The organism is Aminivibrio sp., from assembly GCF_016756745.1.
Classification (GTDB): Bacteria; Synergistota; Synergistia; order Synergistales; family Aminobacteriaceae; genus Aminivibrio.
Genome location: NZ_JAESIH010000061.1, coordinates 55,445 through 73,536, shown reverse-complemented (window position 1 = coordinate 73,536; position 18,092 = coordinate 55,445). Strand labels below are relative to the sequence as shown.

At 59.6% G+C, this 18,092-nt stretch carries 15 protein-coding genes; 12 read left to right on the top strand and 3 right to left on the bottom strand.

Features of this window, described 5'->3' with window-relative positions; translation table 11 throughout:
- The 3 genes from JMJ95_RS10575 to JMJ95_RS10565 form a co-directional block, all read left to right on the top strand.
- Positions 1-612, top strand: a 612-nt coding sequence (locus JMJ95_RS10575) for a methionine adenosyltransferase domain-containing protein (protein ID WP_290685148.1), incomplete at its 5' end; no start/stop codon positions are given.
- 109 nt (positions 613-721) lie between these two features.
- Positions 722-1,153 (top strand): ATP-binding protein, encoded by a 432-nt coding sequence (locus JMJ95_RS10570; RefSeq protein WP_290685147.1) that lies wholly within the window; start codon positions 722-724, stop codon positions 1,151-1,153.
- A gap of 10 nt (positions 1,154-1,163) precedes the next feature.
- Positions 1,164-2,222: a SpoIIE family protein phosphatase gene (locus tag JMJ95_RS10565; protein WP_290685146.1), complete on the top strand. Its 1,059-nt coding sequence runs from the start codon at positions 1,164-1,166 to the stop codon at positions 2,220-2,222.
- Here JMJ95_RS10565 and JMJ95_RS10560 read toward each other — a convergent pair.
- Both JMJ95_RS10560 and JMJ95_RS10555 read right to left on the bottom strand, forming a co-directional pair.
- The gene (locus JMJ95_RS10560) at positions 2,219-3,451 is read right to left on the bottom strand and encodes a response regulator (protein ID WP_290685145.1); all 1,233 of its coding nucleotides are present in this window, start codon (positions 3,449-3,451) and stop codon (positions 2,219-2,221) included. The genes JMJ95_RS10565 and JMJ95_RS10560 overlap by 4 nt on opposite strands.
- 334 nt (positions 3,452-3,785) lie before the next feature.
- Positions 3,786-4,838, bottom strand: a complete 1,053-nt coding sequence (locus JMJ95_RS10555) for a PQQ-binding-like beta-propeller repeat protein (protein WP_290685144.1) — start codon at positions 4,836-4,838, stop codon at positions 3,786-3,788.
- Between the two features lie 405 nt (positions 4,839-5,243).
- Between JMJ95_RS10555 and JMJ95_RS10550 the strand changes: the two genes are divergently transcribed.
- Positions 5,244-6,041 carry an HD domain-containing protein gene (locus JMJ95_RS10550; RefSeq protein WP_290685142.1) on the top strand — a complete coding sequence of 266 codons (798 nt, stop codon included), beginning with the start codon at positions 5,244-5,246 and terminating at the stop codon, positions 6,039-6,041.
- Positions 6,042-6,096: 55 nt separating this feature from the next.
- Here the strand turns inward: JMJ95_RS10550 and JMJ95_RS10545 are convergent, their stop codons facing one another.
- Positions 6,097-7,395, bottom strand: a complete 1,299-nt coding sequence (locus JMJ95_RS10545) for a serine dehydratase subunit alpha family protein (RefSeq protein WP_290685141.1) — start codon at positions 7,393-7,395, stop codon at positions 6,097-6,099.
- 423 nt (positions 7,396-7,818) lie between these two features.
- Between JMJ95_RS10545 and JMJ95_RS10540 the strand changes: the two genes are divergently transcribed.
- The 8 genes from JMJ95_RS10540 to JMJ95_RS10505 all read left to right on the top strand — a co-directional run bounded on the left by JMJ95_RS10540 (position 7,819) and on the right by JMJ95_RS10505 (position 17,868).
- The gene (locus JMJ95_RS10540; RefSeq protein WP_290685139.1) at positions 7,819-8,892 is read left to right on the top strand and encodes a nitronate monooxygenase family protein; all 1,074 of its coding nucleotides are present in this window, start codon (positions 7,819-7,821) and stop codon (positions 8,890-8,892) included.
- A gap of 94 nt (positions 8,893-8,986) precedes the next feature.
- Positions 8,987-11,335, top strand: coding sequence for a mechanosensitive ion channel domain-containing protein (locus tag JMJ95_RS10535; RefSeq protein WP_290685137.1), 2,349 nt, complete (start codon positions 8,987-8,989; stop codon positions 11,333-11,335).
- The gene (locus JMJ95_RS10530) at positions 11,322-12,980 is read left to right on the top strand and encodes a M20/M25/M40 family metallo-hydrolase (protein WP_290685136.1); all 1,659 of its coding nucleotides are present in this window, start codon (positions 11,322-11,324) and stop codon (positions 12,978-12,980) included. The genes JMJ95_RS10535 and JMJ95_RS10530 overlap by 14 nt, the downstream gene beginning before the upstream one ends.
- Before the next feature lie 144 nt (positions 12,981-13,124).
- Positions 13,125-14,468 (top strand): ABC transporter substrate-binding protein, encoded by a 1,344-nt coding sequence (locus JMJ95_RS10525; RefSeq protein ID WP_290685134.1) that lies wholly within the window; start codon positions 13,125-13,127, stop codon positions 14,466-14,468.
- A 120-nt stretch (positions 14,469-14,588) separates the two neighbouring features.
- On the top strand, positions 14,589-15,470 hold the full coding sequence (locus JMJ95_RS10520; protein ID WP_290685132.1) for a branched-chain amino acid ABC transporter permease: 882 nt from the start codon (positions 14,589-14,591) through the stop codon (positions 15,468-15,470).
- Between the two features lie 12 nt (positions 15,471-15,482).
- Entirely contained in the window at positions 15,483-16,334 is an 852-nt protein-coding gene (locus JMJ95_RS10515; RefSeq protein ID WP_290685130.1) for a branched-chain amino acid ABC transporter permease, read from the top strand.
- A complete protein-coding gene (locus tag JMJ95_RS10510) occupies positions 16,334-17,107 on the top strand; it encodes an ABC transporter ATP-binding protein (RefSeq protein ID WP_290685128.1) in 774 nt (257 codons plus the stop codon). Before JMJ95_RS10515 ends, JMJ95_RS10510 begins: the two co-directional genes overlap by 1 nt.
- On the top strand, positions 17,104-17,868 hold the full coding sequence (locus tag JMJ95_RS10505) for an ABC transporter ATP-binding protein (RefSeq protein WP_290685126.1): 765 nt from the start codon (positions 17,104-17,106) through the stop codon (positions 17,866-17,868). Before JMJ95_RS10510 ends, JMJ95_RS10505 begins: the two co-directional genes overlap by 4 nt.
- Positions 17,869-18,092: the final 224 nt, after the last annotated feature.

Below are 18,092 nucleotides of genomic sequence, written 5' to 3'. Positions count from 1 at the left end.
GTCTCCGCCCAGCACCATCCGGAGGCGACGAACGAGGAGATCCGGGCGGATATCATCGAGCATGTGATCAGCCCCGTGGTGCCGAAATACCTGATGAACGGAAAAACAAGGATCCTGGTGAACCCCTCCGGGCGGTTCGAAAAGGGTGGTCCCATGGCCGATACGGGGCTCACCGGAAGGAAAATCATCGTGGATACCTACGGAAGCTGGGTGCCCCACGGCGGCGGCGCTTTCTCCGGCAAGGACCCCACCAAGGTGGACCGTTCCGGCGCCTACATGGCCCGGTACGTGGCCAAGAACGTGGTCGCTGCGGGACTGGCCGACCAGTGCCTCGTCCAGGTGGCCTATGCCATCGGCGTGGCCGAGCCTGTTTCCGTCATGGTGGAAACCCGGGGGACTTCGAAGGGCGTCACTGACGAGGAGATCACGGCCCTGGTCAGGAAAAATTTTGACTTCCGGCCCGCAGCCATCATCCGGGATCTCGAACTGAGAAAGCCCCAGTACAGGCGGCTCGCCGCCTACGGCCACATGGGCCGGATCGATTTGGACCCCCTTCCCGCCTGGGAGAGGACGGACAGGGCGGATGCGCTCTCCCAGGCTATAAAGAGCTGAATGAAAACGTGACCGAAAGGGGCCTTGAAGGCCCCTTTTTTATGAAGAGAGCCATGTGATATGATGTAAAAATACGGTACGCTGCGGCGGCCCGAAGGGAGCGATGCGGATGGGAACGGGCAGGCTCCTCGTAGAAATCCGTTTCAGTTCGATTGAACAGTTTGCCCCGCACAGAGATCGGATCCTTTCTGTTTTCCGGGATCTGGGTGAACGGCGGGGCATGCTCTTTTTTCTCGCTCTTAACGAAGCGGTGAACAATGCCCTGATTCATGGGGGGCGAGCAGACCCGGATGAAGGGGTGGAGCTTTCCGTCCGGGATGAAGGAGATAAGATCTGTGCCGTTGTCAGGAACTGCGGCGGTTGTTTTTCTCACGACTTGAAGCCCGATCCGGGGGTGTTTGACGACGGTCTTCGGGAATCCGGAAGGGGAGTGCAGATTATTCTTCATATTGTCGACTGGTGTCGTATCTCGGAATCGGGACGGCTGGTAAGCTTGTGCATGAACAAGCCGGGGACGATCTCCGGAGACCGGGGCGAGTGAGGGGGCGGCCATGAAAGAGCAGGGAGGGGCCCCGCTGGCCCTGGAGGTCGCCGGCTTCAGGTTTGACGGCATGAACCTTCTCGACATGTTCCATGAGGCTCTCGTCATATGGGAAACTTCCACAGGAGCCGTCCTCTACACCAATGAAGCGGCGAGGGCTCTGTACGGATACTCCTGGGGGGAAACTTCCGACCTGTCCCTGGATGAGATTTTCCCCGGCTGGGAGGGGAGTCTTAGGAACACTTCCTTTTCCCTCCAGACGGCGACCCACAGAAAGAAAAACGGCATATTCTTCCCCGTCCAGTTCACCTGCCGGTCCCTCTCCGGGAATGCCGGGGACGTGATGATGATGGTCGCCTCGGATGTCTCTCCTGAAAACCTGGTCCATGACAGCGTGTCCCTCGCCGCGTCGATCCAGAGGGGGTTCCTGCCCGGAGACCTCGAGGGGGACGCCCGGATCGAGGTCAGGGGCATCTACCGTCCCATGCACCTCATCAGCGGCGACATGTTCGGATACCACTGGGATGACCGACAGGGGATCCTCAGCGGTTACCTCTTTGACGTCATGGGGCACGGAGTTCCGGCCGCCCTGCGGACATCGGCCATCATGGTGCTTTTCCACCAGGCTTTCGAGGATGACGCCCGTGCAGGCGTTTCCCTGGAAGAAAAACTGGCCTGGGTGAACTCCATGGCGGAGAGCAGGATTCTCTCCGATTCTTTTGCGGCGGCAGTCTGCTTCCGGCTGAACCTGCCGGAGAAAAGGCTGGATTACTGCGCTGCCGGAATCAACGGCTTCCTGCACGGCAGCGGAGGCGGACTGAAAAAAATCGCTTCCCCCGGGTCGCTGCTGGGGCTTCCCGGGGCTGCCGTCTTCGGTTCAGGCAGTCTCCCCGCGGAACCGGGCGAGTACTTTCTTTTCCTCAGCGACGGCTTTCTCGACCATCAGGTGGAACAGGAAAACGGCCCCCTCTCCTTTCCCGAGGCTTACGACCGCCTCTTCCAGGCGGGCTATACGGGGGCGGCCAGGGACGACCAGTCCGCCCTGTGCGTGCTGGTCCGCAAGACCTAGGCCAGGTTTCTCGAGATGACGGAGCGTAGCTCCCCCGCTTCCACCGGCTTGGCGATATAGTCATCCATTCCGGCGTCGAGGCACATTTCACGGTCTCCCTCTCTGGCGTAGGCTGTCATGGCGATTATGACGGACCTGCGCCCATGCGCGGTCTCTTTCTTCCTGGCCAGCCTGGTACATTCGAGGCCGTCCATGCCGGGCATCTGAACATCCATGAAGACGAGGTCGAAATGCTCCTCCTCCATGAGCTGCAGTGCCTCGGTACCGCTTTCCGCCAGGGATACTTTCCAGCCGGGGCCGCCCATTTTCCTGAGAATGGTTCTGGTGAGGCTCCGGTTGAACCTGTTGTCGTCCACCACCAGGATCGAAATTTCCGCGGGGAGGGGTTTTTTTTCGGAGGGAAGCCCCTCTCCGGATTCCGTTTCTTTCCCGGGAAGCTCCTCCTCGGGATGGACCTTCCCCAGGGAGGCCCGGAAATGAATGGCCCGGTCCCCTGAGTCGGAAAACTCCGTCCAGAGCCTGCCTCCCATGGCTTCCGCGATCCCCCGGGCAATGAGGAGCCCCATGCCGGCACCCTGGAAGGACGCGGAAAAGTCCTTCCGTTCCATGTCCGAATAGTCCGTATCCCGTCCTTTCACCGCCCCCATGCCGCCGTCGGGATGAATCGCCGTGATGTGAAGGTCCGCGGACGAATCCGTTTCTTCCTCCAGGAAGACCCGTACCGTAATGGTCCCTTTCGGAGTAAAGGCGATGGCATTGGTCACCATGTTCCTGATGATCTGGTTCAGCCGTGCGCTGTCTCCCCGAAGAAATTCCGGAACGGCAGGTTCAACATGCAGTTCCAGGGAAAGCCGCCGATCCTGGATCGAGACGGCGATGGGCCGGATCGTCCTGGAACAGCTCGACCGGACGGGAAAGGGTTCGCTCTGCAGGGAAAGCCGGCCCGTCTCGATGAGGGAAAGGTCGAGAAGCTCCTCCACCAGGCGGAGCAAATCTCTCGCTGATGTGGAGAGCATTTCGACGAACTTTTTCTGTTCAAGATCCAGCCTGGTTCCCTGGAACAGGTTGGCCACACCGATGATGGAGTTGAGAGGAGTCAGTATTTCGTGGCTGAGGTTGGCGATGAAGGCGCTCTTGTTCCTGCTGCTTTCCTCGGCCCTGCGGAGGGCCTCCTCGAGTTCGATGATCCGCCGGAGCGGTTCCTGTTCCTGTCCTGAAATGGGCGCCATGTCCCGCGACCTCCCGTCTGCAGATTTCAGGGGCTGTGCTGTCCGAATTATAGGGGTTCCGGCGGTGAAAAACAAAGGGGGAGCGTCACCGGGGACCCCTTGGGCGGAAAGTGCGGATTGTCGTCCGTGACAACTGTCCAGGCGAGTCCCGCGGCTCCCTGCGTTCGCCGGCTGCCTGCCTGTGAAAGCGACATCCGTGCCGGTTCCTCTCCCCTCAGGCGCCCTCCCCCGGGGAGGGCGAATTCACCGTATGTCCGGCGACACTCCCTCTGCCTGAAAAGCCTGCGGATTTAGGGGGATACTCCCTCTCCCCCGGTTCTTTTGGAAGGAAAAGTTATTCGAAGGCGTAGACTTTTCCGTCGAAACTTCCGATGTACAGCCCTCCGTCCACAAAGAGCGGATCCGACATGATCTCCCGCCCGGACTCGAATTTCCATACTTCTCTGCCTGTCGCCGCGTCCAGGGCGAAGAGGGTGCCCCCATCGCTGCCGAAGAACACCATTCCCTCGTGATAGGCGGGATTGGAGTGGATGCCCCCCGGAACGGAAAACTCCCAGAGGAGCTTCCCCGAGGCGCCTTCAAGGGCCACCATCTTTCCGTTCACCGTCCCGAAGAAAACCCTGCCCTCCGCAACCAGGGGCCTGGTGGTGATCGCTTCTCCGGCGCTGTATTTCCACTGGGGAATCACCCCCTGTATCTTCACCGCCTGGAGCGTCCCGTCCCAGCTCCCGAAGAAGACCGTTCCGTCCGCTGCCGTCGGGGTGGTGATGGGACCGCCGCTTCCGCCGCCCCAAACTTTTTTTCCTGTCCCGGCATCAAGGGCATGGAAGAGCCCTTCGTATGCCCCGACGAACAGGAGACTGCCGCTGAGGACCGGTGAAGAGCGGAGCTCCCGGCCAGTGTCGAATGTCCAGGCCAGGTTTCCCGACGCCGCGTCGAGAGCGTAGACCTTGCCGTCGGCGCTGTTGAAATAGACACGGCCGTTCCCGGCGGCAGGGGATGACCAGATGGCGCCGGGGGTGTACTTTTCCGAGAGGCTGAAATGCCAGATCTCCCGGCCCGTTGTCCCGTCGACGGCGAAGAGGGTGCCGTCGGATCCTCCGGTAAACAGCGTTGTGCCCAGAAGGGCGGGGGCTCCGTTGATGGTGGCGCCCGCAGTAAAGGTCCACCTGAGTTCCCCGGTGTTCTTGTCGAGAGCGAGAAGGCGCCCTTCGCTGTCGCCGATGACGATATTGCCGTTCACTGCGGCGGGTGATCCCGTCACGCTGTTCTGTGCGTCATAGCTCCACTTCTGAACTCCCCGCCAGGCTGAAGCCTCAAAGGGAACCGACAGGGAGAGTAATGCTGCCGCTATAAGAAACAACGGGATTGTGCGATGCATTTTCATTTTCATCCACCTCCACTTGTTTTCAGTTTTGCAGCCTGATTCATTATACTACTCCAGGGGGTTTCGGATGGACCTAAATCCGCACCCCGGCGGGGAGGGTCACCGGGGACCCCTTGGGCGGGGGGTGCGGATTGTCGTCCCTGACAACTGCCCAAGGGATCACCGCGGCTCCCTGCATTCGCCGGCTGCCTGAGAAACCGACATCCGTGCCGGTTTCTCTCCCCTCAGGCGCCCTCCCCCGGGGGATTCATCCGTACAGAGCGCGGAGCGGGATCTCTTCGCCCTCGGGGAGGGCGAATTCACCGTATGCCCGGCGACACATCCCTCTGCCTGAAAAATTTGCGGATTTAGGGTTAGGACGGCCGGCGCCCCCTGCGATTGAAAAGGACGCCCCGGAGGGATAGAATGACCCGGACGACAAAGGAGCGTGACTTCATGGATAATCATGGAATTTCTGCGGAATGGCTCGTAAACTACATTGACAGTTTCCGGGGAGAGGATGGGACACTCCACCCCCTTCTCGAGGTAAAACGGGTTCACAGTATGAAAGTCAGAGACAACTGCGCCCTGATTGCCGATGGCCTGGGGTGGACAGGCTTCCTTCGGGACCTTGCCCTCACGGCGGCAGTCCTTCACGATGCCGGGCGGTTCCTCCAGTTTGCCGACTACGGCACCTTCTTCGACGGCGCTTCGGTGGACCACGGGGACCTGGGACGCAGGGTGCTCGAAGAGGCTTTTCCCTGGGAGCGGCTTGAGGGTGAGGGTGTAAAAGCGACGGTGCTGGAATCGGTCCGGCTGCACAATAAAAAAATCCTTCCCTCCGATGTCCCGCCTGATCTGCTGCCTATAGCCGAAATTGTCAGGGACAGCGATAAGATTGACGTTTTCCGGCTGGTTCGCCGCCACGTGGAGGAAAACAGGGTCAACGACCTTCTTCCCAGGCTGGATGTAGGCGGGGGCTATTCCGGGGAACTCGTCAGGGAGCTTGAGGAAGAGGGGCAGGGTTCTTACCGGAACGTCCGTTCCCTTGCCGATTTTCTTCTCGTGCAGCTTTCGTGGGCTTTCGATCTCAACTTCGCCCCGTCCTTCCGGATTCTGCGCGGGGACGGTACCTTTTCATGGATTGCGGGCAGGCTCCCCTCCCATCCGACGGTGGATCCTTTCGTGGATTCCGTGTTCCGGCATGTGGAGGCCATGGCCTGACTTTTTTCTACTAAAAGAAGAGGCGCTCGCCTTGCGAGCGCCTCTTGTGCCGATTCTATGAAAAACGCCGGTTTATCACGTCGATGATTGCCTTGTCGAGGTTCGCCATGCCTTTATCCGAAACCTCAACCAGGTTTTTCACCGTCTGTTCGATGGTCTCACCCACCACGCCCTGGGGTTCGGGAGAATGTCCGTTCATGACGAGAAGGGCTGCGTGGTAGGCCTCAAGAGCGCCCGTGCCCACTTTGAGGGCGCAGGTGTTTTTCGCCCCGTCGCACACCATCCCCACCAGGTTTCCCAGGACGACAAGCATGGCCTGGGCTGCCTTTACCGGATCCCCTGTCATAAGGTATGTTATGCCCGCGGCCGCGCCGGCACCTGCTGCGACGGTGCAGCCGCACGTCGGGGTAAGTCTCCCGGTCCGGCTTTTGATATAGCTTGTGGCGAGGTGGCTGAAGGCTACGGCCCTGGCAGTTTCCTCCCGGCTTTTCCCGTAATGCTGAGCGCAGACCGCGACCGGCAGGATCGCTGTCACTCCGTGGTTACCGCTCCCGGCGCTGCTCATGACGGCGAGGGGAGCTCCTGCCATGCGGGCGTCGGATGCGGCTGCGGCGTATGCCTTGATCCTGAGACTGAGGTCATCCGAGTCAAAGGCCGCTCCGCCGAGTTTCCTGAGGGTCTTGCCGATGTCGAGCCCTGTGGAGCGGGAAGGGTCGAAGCCGTACTCGGCGATGGTCATGTTCATTTCCACGCCGCTCATGACATAGTCTATGTCTTCCCCGTCCATGGTATCCACCAGGGAGACAAGGTCGGGAAAGCTCATTCGGGCAACCTCGGCCGAGATATCTCTTCCGGGGCTGTTCAGCCCGGATAATGGTTTTTTTTCAGCGGAGAAGATGGTTCTCCCGTTGAGGGTCACTTCCGAAATGCCGGTGTGGGACCCCTCGATGCGGCAGACGGCCGCGTCGTCCCCGGATCTGACGTCGGCCTCTATGAAGACTCCGTGGCGATCGAGATCGGGGATGATTTTCACGGCGTTGTTTCCGAGCATTGCCTTTGCCGATTCGATATCGTCCACGGTGCAATCCTTGAGGACCTCGAGGCCGTAGGAAGAACGGCCGCAGAAGGCTGAAAGCGCCGCCGCCACGCTGTTGCCCCTCAGGCCCTCCGTCCCCGGGATCCCAACGTCGACCCCGTTCTTGTAGATGCTGTCGCTCACCGTAACCGTTATCGAATCCACCGGTCCCCCAAGTTCTTCCTTTGCCCGGGCGACGGCTAGTGCCACCGCTCCGGGCTCGGTACATCCGAGCGCAGGTTTGACCTCAGTCCGAAGGAACTCCTTGATGGTGAACACGCTTTCCCCTCCAGTATAGTTCAAGAGTGATCTACCTTCGCCTAATGGTATACTCCGGCCGTTTCCCAGTCAATGAAGAGAGAACCTAAATCCGCAGGCAGCGGGGAGTGTCACCGGTGCTCGCTTGGGCCGCCGGTGCAGATTGTCGTCCTTGACAACTGCACCTGAAACCGACATCCGTGTCGGTTTCTCGGCCCGGGCGCTGTGCCCGGCGACATTCCCTCTGCCTGAAAAATTTGCGGATTTAGGGAGAAGGAGTAGGGATTGAGCAGCTCCTTTTCGGTCCTTCCGTATTTCTTCCTTGATTGAATGCTTGCGTGTGGGATAGAATAGCACGGTACGGCGCGCCGCATGCACCGGTCCCCGGGATGGAACGCCGCCGGGAGCGCCGGCAGTTCAATTATTAGAAGAGGAGAGAGCCCTTTGAACCAACTTCCGGTATTGAAGATAGGGAAACACCAACCCCTGTACCCGATGATCCAAGGGGGGATGGGGGTAGCCATTTCCGGGCCGAACCTTGCCGGGCACGTAGCCCGATGCGGCGGAGTGGGAACTATCGCCAGCGTCGGACTGGCCTGTAATTCCCCTTACTACAACGGCCGGAATTATTTCGAAGCCAACCAACTCGCGGTGAAGGACGCAATTCAGGATGCCCGGGAAATAGCAGGGCCCGAGGGGGTTATTGCCGTCAACTGCATGGTGGCCCTCACGGATTACGATCGCCACGTGAAATCCGCCTGCGAGGGCGGTGTGGACGTGATTATCTCCGGTGCGGGGCTTCCCCTCCGGCTTCCCGAATACGCGAAGGAGTATCCCGACGTGGCCCTCGTTCCCATCGTCAGCACAGTAAAGGCCGCAAACCTGATCTCCAGGCGGTGGGAAAAGACCTACGGCAGGCTTCCTGACGGCTTTGTGGTGGAAACGCCGAAGTACGCCGGAGGCCATCTTGGTGTAACCAAGATGGACCAGGTGGAGGACGACGAGTTCTCCCTGGAGAAGGTGGTTCCGGAGCTTGTGGAGTACGTGGAGAAAGAAATGGGGAAGGATGTTCCCGTCATTGCCGCCGGAGGAATCTGGGACAGAAGGGACATGGAGTGGGCTTTCGGCCTGGGTGCAAAGGGAGTGCAGATGGGGACAAGGTTTGCGTGCACTTTCGAGGGGGATGCCTCGGAGCGCTTCAAGCAGGCCTACATCGACGCCGGGGAAGATGACGTGGTGATCATCCAGAGCCCTGCCGGCCTGCCCGGAAGAGCTCTCCGGTCGCCCTTCATCGACCAGTACCTCAAGGGGCACGTGGAGAGCAAGCCCTGTATCGCCAACTGTCTCACCCATTGCCGCTACAAGACGGAGCGGGAAACCTTCTGCATCGCCCAGGCCCTTATAGACGCCTTCAGGGGGAACTGGGAGGATGGTCTTTTCTTCTGCGGTTCCAACGTTACAAAGGTAGAGAAGATGGAGCACGTGGAAGACATAATGAAAGAACTTTTCCCCGCGTAGGAAACCAGGAAGAACAAACGAACAGACAAGGCGGGGGATTCCTCCCGCCTTCGGTCTGTATGTGTGAGAAAATTCTGCAAAGGAGGTCGTACATGTGAAGACAGGTCGATACGGAAAACTGCCCCGACCGGGACAATTTCTGGTCATCATTCTTGTGTTTTTCTATGCTGTTCTGGCCCCGGTATCTCTGCTTGCAGCCGCGGAGACGGCTTCCCAGGATGTCCCCCAGGCTCCGGCCCCCGTCAACGGTGCGAAAGAGGAATGGAAACCACCGTCGACCCCGGAAGGAATTGCCCAGCGGATCGAGGATATCCAGAAGGAGATTGACCTCTACCTCAAGCAGAAGGAAGAGATCCGGACCGATGACGGCGTGGAGTCCGAGGCCATTCGGAGACTCACCGTAGCCCTCGGGGCCCTCCAGAACGTCTACTCCATGTACAATACCGCTCTTGAAAACCTCGCCCGGGCAAAGGAAGAAGCCGCCGAAGCCTCCGTCAGCGAAGGAACGTCTTTCATCAAGGAAAATCCACCTTACAATCTCTCTTTCTATGAAAACGTCCGCAACCAGTTTGAAGGGGTTGACCAGAGACTGAAATCGGTCCTTTCATCCATACGCCTCGCCGAAGGCTCTCTCGAAAACCTCGGGGGCCAGGTCACCCAGCTTGAGGGAAGGGTGGAAGAACTCCGGCGGGAGGCTCAAACGCCGGAAGGAAAGGCCATGACGAAAGAACTCCAGCTCCGCGAGGCCGAGGCAGATCTGGAGACGGCGAGGGTAACCGTTTTCCTCCAGAAAACCAATCTGGAAGCCAATAATGTTCGGCGAACTTTCCTCGAGGCCCAGAAAAAAATATTGGGAAATGACCTCGAAGGCGTCAGGAAAAACCTGCATTTCGATGAAGCGGACAGGAACGGCCGGATGGAAGCGATTGCCCAGGAGATCACAAAAACACGGGAGAAAATCGCTGCCCTCCAGGCGGAGCGGGAAAAGCTGCGCAGCGCTCTTACCAGGGCTCAGGGCGAACTGAGCTCGGCGCGGAACGACCAGCAGCGGCTGGTGGCCCGGGCAAGTGTCGCGGAAAGGGAAGCTTGGCTGAAGCACAACCAGGCAGCCCTTGAACAGGCGGAACAGGAACTCATGGTGCTTGACGAAAACAGGAGGATCTGGGAGGTGCGGTACGGCCTCATCCAGGGGACGGTAAAGTCTCAGGAAATATGGGACTACCGCAGCAGCGTGAAGAACAGGATCAAGGATCTGGAGAATATGTTCCAGGTCCAGCAGCGGAAGCTTGCCTCCATGCAGGCCGATATTCTCGCAGCCCAGAAAGAGCTTGAGGAGGTGAAAGCAAACAATGCAGTCGCCACAAGGATCCAGAAGCGTATCGAGGCGCTGGACAAGACTGTCCAGACCACCAATGCTACCGTGGCCATGCTGCTTGGTCTTTTCAACAACTACAACCGGTTTCAGGAGGAGCTTGACAACCAGATCGACGCCGTGCGCATCGCCGAGCAGGTCACCCGTTTAAGCAAGGACCGCTTCCTGGCCTTCTGGAACATTTCCCTCTGGTCCGGCGATGGCTTCGATGTCACCATAGCGAAGCTCGTTCTTGCCATTATCCTCTTCATCGCGGCGTTCTTCCTGAGCGGCAGACTCACCGCCTTTCTCGGCAGGACGCTGCTCAAGAGATTCGGCCTCGACTTGTCGGCCCGGAAGGCCACCCAGCAGATTCTCTTCTATGTCTTCATGGTCTCCTTCATCCTGTCGGCCCTTGACCTGGTCGGCATTCCCCTCACGGCGTTCGCCTTCCTTGGCGGTGCCCTGGCCATCGGCATCGGTTTCGGCGCCCAGAACTTCTTCAACAACCTCATCAGCGGTTTCATCCTGATGCTCTCAAAGCCCATAAGGCCGGACGACACCATCGAGATAGACGGCTTGTTCGCCACCGTGGAGGAGATCGGCTCCCGGTCCACCAGGGTGAAGACCTTCGACAACATCGACGTGCTTATACCGAACAGCTATTTCCTGAACAACAAGATCATCAACTGGAACCTCACAGACCAGAAGATCCGGCTCAAGATCAACGTAGGAGTGGCGTACGGCTCGGACGCGAGGGAAGTGGAGAAGCTGCTGCTTAAGGCGGCGGATGATCATTCGAGGGTGCTGAAAAAGCCTGAGCCCTACGTGGTTTTCCGGGACTTCGGGCCCAACGCTCTGGAATTCAGCCTCTTCTTCTGGGTGGACATGACCAATGCCTCCACGGTGAAGGTGCCCAGCGACCTCCGGTTCCGCCTTGTCTCTCTCTTCGAGGAAAAGAACATTGCCGTGGCCTTCCCCCAGATGGATGTTCACCTGAACGCCACCGAGCCCATCGAAGTGTCCATGAGCCGTCCGGCCAGGGAAGCGCTGCAGAGCCGGCAGGAGGAAAACCAGCGTGGTATCCCTTGACAGTGAAGATCTATACCGTCTTCTTCTGGAACTCGTTTCCGTCCCGAGCGTTTCCTTCTCGGGAGAGGAAAACCGCGCAGCGGAGCTCATTTTCGGAAAGCTGTCGGAACTGGAGTATTTCCGGAGGAATCCATCCCATCTGCGGTATCTTCCTGCCGAAGGAGATTCGCTTGGCAGGAGTGCTGTTGCCGCCCTGGTGAGGGGCGCGGCGGAAATGAAGCGAACCGTGGTTCTCACGGGCCATTTCGACGTGGTGGATGCCGAAGCCTACGGGCCGCTGAAGCACCTGGCATTTTCGCCGGAGGAACTGACCGGACGGGTCGGTGAGCTTGATATACCGCCGGAGGCCCGGTCGGACCTTGCGAGCGGGGAATACCTCTTCGGCCGGGGGGTCTCGGACATGAAGTCCGGACTGGCCCTCGAGATGGGGCTCCTTGCTGAAGTTTCACGAACAGGAGACTTTCCCGCGAACATTCTCTTCCTGGCAGTCCCGGACGAGGAAAACACCTCGGCGGGTATGCGAGGGGCCGTCCCTTGGCTTGTGAGGCTCAGGGAAGAGTGGGGGATCGAGTACTCCGCCGCCATCAACGGAGAGCCTTCCGTCGGAGGGAGGGAGATTCCAGCCGGAGCGGTGTACCTCGGCACCATCGGCAAGATCATGCCCTTCTTTCTCTGCGTGGGCAAGGAAGCTCACGTGGGTGATTATTTCGACGGAGTGAGCGCCTCTCTCCTGGCGGCCAACCTCTCCCTTGTTCTCGAAGGGGCCGCCTCCACCTCGGAGGAATGGGAGGGAAGAAGCTTCCCCCCCATGGCATGTCTCCGGTTCAGGGACCTGGTGAAGAATTACTCGGTGACCCTCCCCGAGCGGGCTGTGGCCTATTACAATCTCCTTACCGTGAAAAAAACACCCGCCGGAGTGCTTGAGGAGATGAAGGCGGCGGCCGGAGAGGCCCTGGAGATGAGCCTGCGGAGGATCAGCGAGCAGAACTGCCTTATCAGGGGCAGGGGTGGCATCGCGCCGCGGGCGAAGATCTTTTCTCCCCGGGTCATGGATTTCGGTGAACTGCTCGCCGGGGCAAAGAAAAAAACGCCGGGGTTCGAAGGGCTCCTGGACGATTTTCTCCGGTCTCTTCCCCCCTCCCTGGACGAACGGGAGCGGGGAGTGGAAACAACCTCCTATTTGCTCGACCTGGCGGGAGAGAAGGGACCCCTTATCGTGGTGGGTTTCCTTCCGCCCTATTACCCTCCGAGGCTGAACAACGGGAGGACCGGCGGAGAGCGTGCCGTCCTCAGGGCCGTTGCCCGCCTCCGGGAGGACGGGAAGGAAGACGGCCTCGACATTTCCGTGGTGGATGTCTTCCACGGCATCATGGACCTCAGTTATTTCGGGTTCCAGGGGAACCCGGACGATCTCGACGCCCTGGGGGACAACATGCCCCTCTGGGGGAGGGAATACCGCTTCCCCCTGGAAGACCTCAAGAAGCTTGACGTTCCCGTGGCGAATTTCGGCCCCCTGGGCAAGGATGACCACAAGAACGGCGAGAGGATCCACCTTCCCTATTTCCTGCGCACCCTCCCCCCGCTGTTCAGAAACTTTGCCTTCTACGTTGCCGAGGAGGCTGGAAGGGAAGAAACCGCTGTCTAGGACGAACGGGGCGCCGGTCTTTCCGGTGCCTTTTTTGTGGATAGTGGATACGGCAGAAAAAAAGAAACAGTTTGTGACCCGATCGTGGTCGTAGTAAAATAAAGAGCGTTCAGGCAGTGAAATTCACTCAGGAGGTGGTAGATTTTGAAGAAGAACTGGTTGATAGGTCTGGCTGTTCTCGTCGTTATTGTCGGATATTTTGTGATGCAGCAGAAACCGGCGCCCGAAGCGCCCAAGGAGACCCCGAAGCAGGAAGCGCCTGCGCCCAAGGCTGCCGAGACCCCGAAAGCCGAGGAAAAACCCGCTGAAGCTCCCAAACCGGCCGAAGCCCCAAAGGCCGCGGAAGAACCGAAACCTGAGGAGAAACCTGCCGAACCGGCAAAGACTGAAGAAGTGAAGGCCGGGGGTCAGCCAGTGAAGATCGGGTACTTGGCTGCGCTCACCGGTGACTGGGCCGCCTACGGCCAGACGGAGGAGAAGACGGCCCGTCTCGCAGTGGAGGAGATTAACGCCAAGGGCGGCGTGCTCGGCCGTCCCGTAGAGCTTGTGGTGTACGACTTCCGCACCCGGGCCGAAGACGCGGTGAACGCTGTGCGCCGGATGATCGAAGAGGACAAGGTTGTCGCCATCGTCGGCGCGAACGGAAGCGGCATCAATATCGCCACGGCGCCCATAGTGAACCGTCTCGGCGTGTCCCAGGTGGGGACAGTGTCCACGAACCCGCTGGTGACGGTCGACGAGAAGGGAGCGGTCCGTCCCTACTCCTTCCGCATCTGCTTCACCGATCCGTACCAGGGCAAGCTCATCGCCTTCTTCGCGGCGAAGGAGCTGAAGAAGATGAACGCGGCGATCCTGTACGACGTGGGGAACGACTACTCCCAGGGGCTGCGGGAGTTCTTCATGGCGAGCTACGGTGAGTACGGCGGGAAGGTTGTAGCCGACCTCGGATTCCGGGGCGGTCAGGACGTGGACTTCCGGGCGCAGCTGACGGAGATCCGAGAGAAGGGCGCCGATGTTCTCGTGCTTCCGAACATGGGGAAGGAAATGGCGCTGATCATGAAGCAGGCCCGTGAGCTTGGTCTGAACGAGATCGTGTTTGTGGGCGGCGACGGGTACGGCGAGTTCATGTGGGAGATCGCCGGTGAAGCCATGGAGGGGTCCTACTGGATCAACCACGTGGCTCCGGAAGATCCTGCCATGCAGCCGTTCTTCGCAGCCTACAAGGAACGGTGGAACGACGAATGCAAGGAGTTCGTGAACGGAGTGCTCGGGTACGACTCGGTGTACTGGGTGGTTGACGCCATAGCCCGTGCCGGCTCTGACGACCCTAAGGCGATCCGTGATGCCCTCGAGGCGACGAAGGACCTGAAACTGCACCATGCGACGATCACCATGGATCCCGCGACCCACAATCCTGTGGACAAGGACGGCGTGGTGCTGATCGCCAAGGAAGGCAAGGGACAGTTCTTCACAAAGATCAAGCCGTAGACCGGAAGACGGCCGATTCGGAAAATAGTATACCGAAAAACGCAAATATGCTATAGTTGGAACTGATGAGGGCGGACCCCCCGTTCGCCCTCATCAATACGTGAAAGGGGTGATCCGTCTTTGGCGACGCTGATCCAGCAGATCATCAACGGCCTTTCCCTTGGGTCGGTCTACGCACTCATCGCCGTTGGCTATTCTCTCGTGTATTCCATCCTTTTATTTTCCAATTTCGCTCACGGCGGTTTTCTCGTTATCGGAGGCTACATTTGCTACGGCGTGCTCCACACTTTCGGAACGGGAATCTGGGTGTCCGGGGCCCTTGCCCTTGCGGGTGCAGGTCTTGCCGCCGTTCTCACCGAACGGCTCGCCTACCGTCCCATCCGTGAACGGACCAATGTCACGCTGTACCTTCTCATTGCCTCCTTGGGCATGAGTATCGTCATCGAAAACATTTTCGTCATCGTGGCGGGAGGCCGCTTCCGGGCTCTTCCTCCGGTCATTCCCACGACTCCGGTCAACCTCATGGGAATGGCAACCACCAGTGCCTTTGACCTCCTCTCCCTTGTGTCCGCAGTTGTTTTCCTCGGCGCCCTGCAGCTCTTCCTGTCGAAAACCAGGTGGGGCCTCGCCATCCGTGCGGCGGCCTATGACCTGCGGACCGCCGGGCTCATGGGAGTGAACGTGAATCTGCTGATCTCCATCGTCTTTTTTGTTGCCGGAGCCCTTGCGGCTGTCGGGGGCATTTTCCTTTCCGTGCGCTATACCCTCTATCCCCAGCTCGGGGCCATCACCATCAAGGCCTTCGTCGCCGCGGTGATCGGGGGGCTGGGGTCCCTGCCCGGAGCCGTGGTGGGCAGCCTGATCCTGGGACTTGCCGAGATGCTCACCGCCGGGTTCATTTCGAGCCAGATGAGGGACCTGGTCGTTTTCTCCATGCTGGTGATCACCCTGCTCGTGAAGCCCACAGGGCTTTTCGGGAAGAGCGTCAGCGAGAAAGTGTAGGTGACGCCCCCTATGTCCGGATATACTGAAGGTATTATCATCCTCCTCTGCATCAACGCCATCGCAGCCATGGGTGTATCGCTTCTCACCGGCTTCACGGGGATCTTTTCCCTGGGGCACGCCGCCTATATGGCCCTCGGAGCTTACACGACCGCCATCCTGACGGTGCAGCACGACGTCCACTGGCTGCCCGCCATCCTCCTGGGAGGGGTGGTCGCCGTGGCCGTCGCTTACTTCATAGGCGTTCCCACCCTGAAGCTCATGGGGGACTATTACGCCATCGCCTCCATCGGCCTCGGCGAAGCCATCCGCCTCATCCTCGAGAACTGGCAGTCCGTAACCAGAGGCGCCCGGGGATACCCCGGGATCGATCCCTACACCACCTTTCCCGTGGCCCTCGCCTTTTTCCTGGTGCTGGCGGTTTTCATGTTCAACCTGATCAACAGCCGTTTCGGCAGGGCCTGCAAGGCTTGCAGGGACGATTACATCGCCTCGTCCCTGCTCGGCTTTAACACAGCACGGATACGGGTGCTCAGTCTCATGATCTCCGCTTTCTACTGCGGCGTGGCCGGAGCCCTCCTCGGAGGATTCCTCTCCTTCATCCAGCCCGTCATGTTCGACATGCTCAAGTCCACGGAGCTCACCGCCGTGGTGGTCTTCGGCGGACTGGGGTCCATGAGCGGATCACTCCTGGGGACAGCGGTGATTACCTTGGTGACGGAACTTTTCCGTCCCATTTCCCAGTACCGCATGCTTATCTACGGAGCGGTTCTCGTCATTATCATGGTCCTTCGGCCCGAGGGAATCATGGGTAACCGTGAGTTCCTCTCCTGGGTGAAGGCGCCCTTCCGGAGGCGTGCCTGATGAGCTCATTCTTCGAACTTTCCGGCGTAACCAAGAACTTCGGCGGCGTGCAGGCGGTGAGCAAAATGACCTTCTCCCTAGAGAAGGGGGAGCTCGCAGGCCTCATGGGCCCCAACGGAGCGGGAAAGACCACGGTGTTCAACTTGATCACCGGCGTCTATGACCCGGACGAAGGGAGCATTTTCTTCAAGGGAGAAAACCTCGTTCCGCTGAAGACCTACCAGGTCACGGCACGGGGAGTGGCCCGGACATTCCAGAACCTCCGGCTCTTCCAGCGCTCCACGGTCCTCGAGAACGTGATGACCGCGGCCCAGCACCACGTGCCCTATACCTTCGTGGAGGGGATCACTCACCTCGGCAGGTGGCGGGCAAAGGAGCGGGAGATCCGGAAAAAAAGCATGACCCTCCTGGAGCGGGTGGGGCTGGCCGACAGGGCCGAGCAGGCGGCGGGGACCCTCCCCTACGGCTACCAGCGGAGGCTCGAGATCGCCAGGGCCCTTGCCCTTGACCCGGAGCTTCTTCTGCTTGACGAACCTGCGGCAGGAATGAACGCCGAGGAAGTGGCCTCCCTGAATATTCTGATACAGGACATTCACAGGGATTTCGGACTGACCATCCTCGTCATCGAACATCACATGGACCTCGTGATGGAAATCTGCCCGCACATCATCTGCATGAACTTCGGGGCGAAAATCGCCGAGGGCCCCCCCGGGGAGATTCAGAACCACAGCGAAGTGCTCAAGGCCTATCTCGGAGAGGAGGAAGACGAATGACCGGGACTGAGGAAAGAAACGTCCTCCTCGAAGTGAAGGATCTGCATGTCAGCTACGGGGCGATCAAGGCCCTTTCGGGGGTGTCCCTGAAGGTTTTCGAGGGTGAGATCGTCAGCGTTATCGGTTCGAACGGCGCGGGAAAGTCGACCCTCATGAACGCCATCATGGCCATGGTGCGCCGGGAGAAGGGGGAAGTGCTCCTCGGCGGCGTTCCCCTCGAGGCAAAGAGCTACAGGGTCGTCCAGCAGGGTGTTTCCCTGAGCCCAGAGGGGCGGAAGGTCTTTGCCCCCCTCACCGTCCTAGAAAATCTTCGGATGGGGGCGTTCCCGAGAGGAAGCGATACAAAGGTCGAGGAAGATCTGGAATGGGTTTTTTCCCTCTTCCCGAGGCTGAAGGAGCGGATCGGCCAGTACGCCGGCACCCTGTCCGGAGGAGAGCAGCAGATGCTGGCCATAGGCAGGGCCCTTATGGCCAGGCCGAAGGTTCTGCTTCTTGACGAACCGTCTCTCGGACTGGCCCCTATCATCATCAGGGACATATTCAAGGAACTGCGGAGGATCAACAACGAAGGGGTCACCATCCTCCTGGTGGAGCAGAACGCCCGGCAGGCCCTTCTTCTTTCCCACAGGGGATATGTCCTGCAGACGGGGCGCATGGTCCATGAAGGTTTGTCGGAGGAGCTTCTTGTCAACGCCGACATCAAGGCGGCCTATCTCGGCGGAGCCCACGGAGGCGGAAAGACCACCCGGGCCCTTTCCTAAGGCGTTCACAAAAAGAAAAGAGCCTGCCGGATTTCCCCGGCAGGCTCTTTTCTTAAATCAGCACCTCAGCGGGAGCGTCGCCGGGACTCGCTTGGGCGGGGGGTGCAGATTGTCGCCTTTGACAACTGCCCAAGCGAGTTCCGCGGCTCCCTGCGTTCGCCGGCTGCCTGCCTGTGAAACCGACATCCGTGTCGGTTTCACTCACCTCAGGCGCCCTCCCCCAG

What these genes read in the sequence shown, in the direction of transcription:
- JMJ95_RS10560 (WP_290685145.1), bottom strand. Translation starts at nt 3,451, where the DNA reads ATGGCGCCCATTTCAGGACAGGAACAGGAACCGCTCCGGCGGATCATC.
- JMJ95_RS10505 (WP_290685126.1), top strand. Translation starts at nt 17,104, where the DNA reads ATGACCGGGACTGAGGAAAGAAACGTCCTCCTCGAAGTGAAGGATCTG.
- JMJ95_RS10565 (WP_290685146.1), top strand. Translation starts at nt 1,164, where the DNA reads ATGAAAGAGCAGGGAGGGGCCCCGCTGGCCCTGGAGGTCGCCGGCTTC.
- JMJ95_RS10510 (WP_290685128.1), top strand. Translation starts at nt 16,334, where the DNA reads ATGAGCTCATTCTTCGAACTTTCCGGCGTAACCAAGAACTTCGGCGGC.
- JMJ95_RS10550 (WP_290685142.1), top strand. Translation starts at nt 5,244, where the DNA reads ATGACCCGGACGACAAAGGAGCGTGACTTCATGGATAATCATGGAATT.
- JMJ95_RS10570 (WP_290685147.1), top strand. Translation starts at nt 722, where the DNA reads ATGGGAACGGGCAGGCTCCTCGTAGAAATCCGTTTCAGTTCGATTGAA.
- JMJ95_RS10555 (WP_290685144.1), bottom strand. Translation starts at nt 4,838, where the DNA reads ATGAAAATGCATCGCACAATCCCGTTGTTTCTTATAGCGGCAGCATTA.
- JMJ95_RS10515 (WP_290685130.1), top strand. Translation starts at nt 15,483, where the DNA reads ATGTCCGGATATACTGAAGGTATTATCATCCTCCTCTGCATCAACGCC.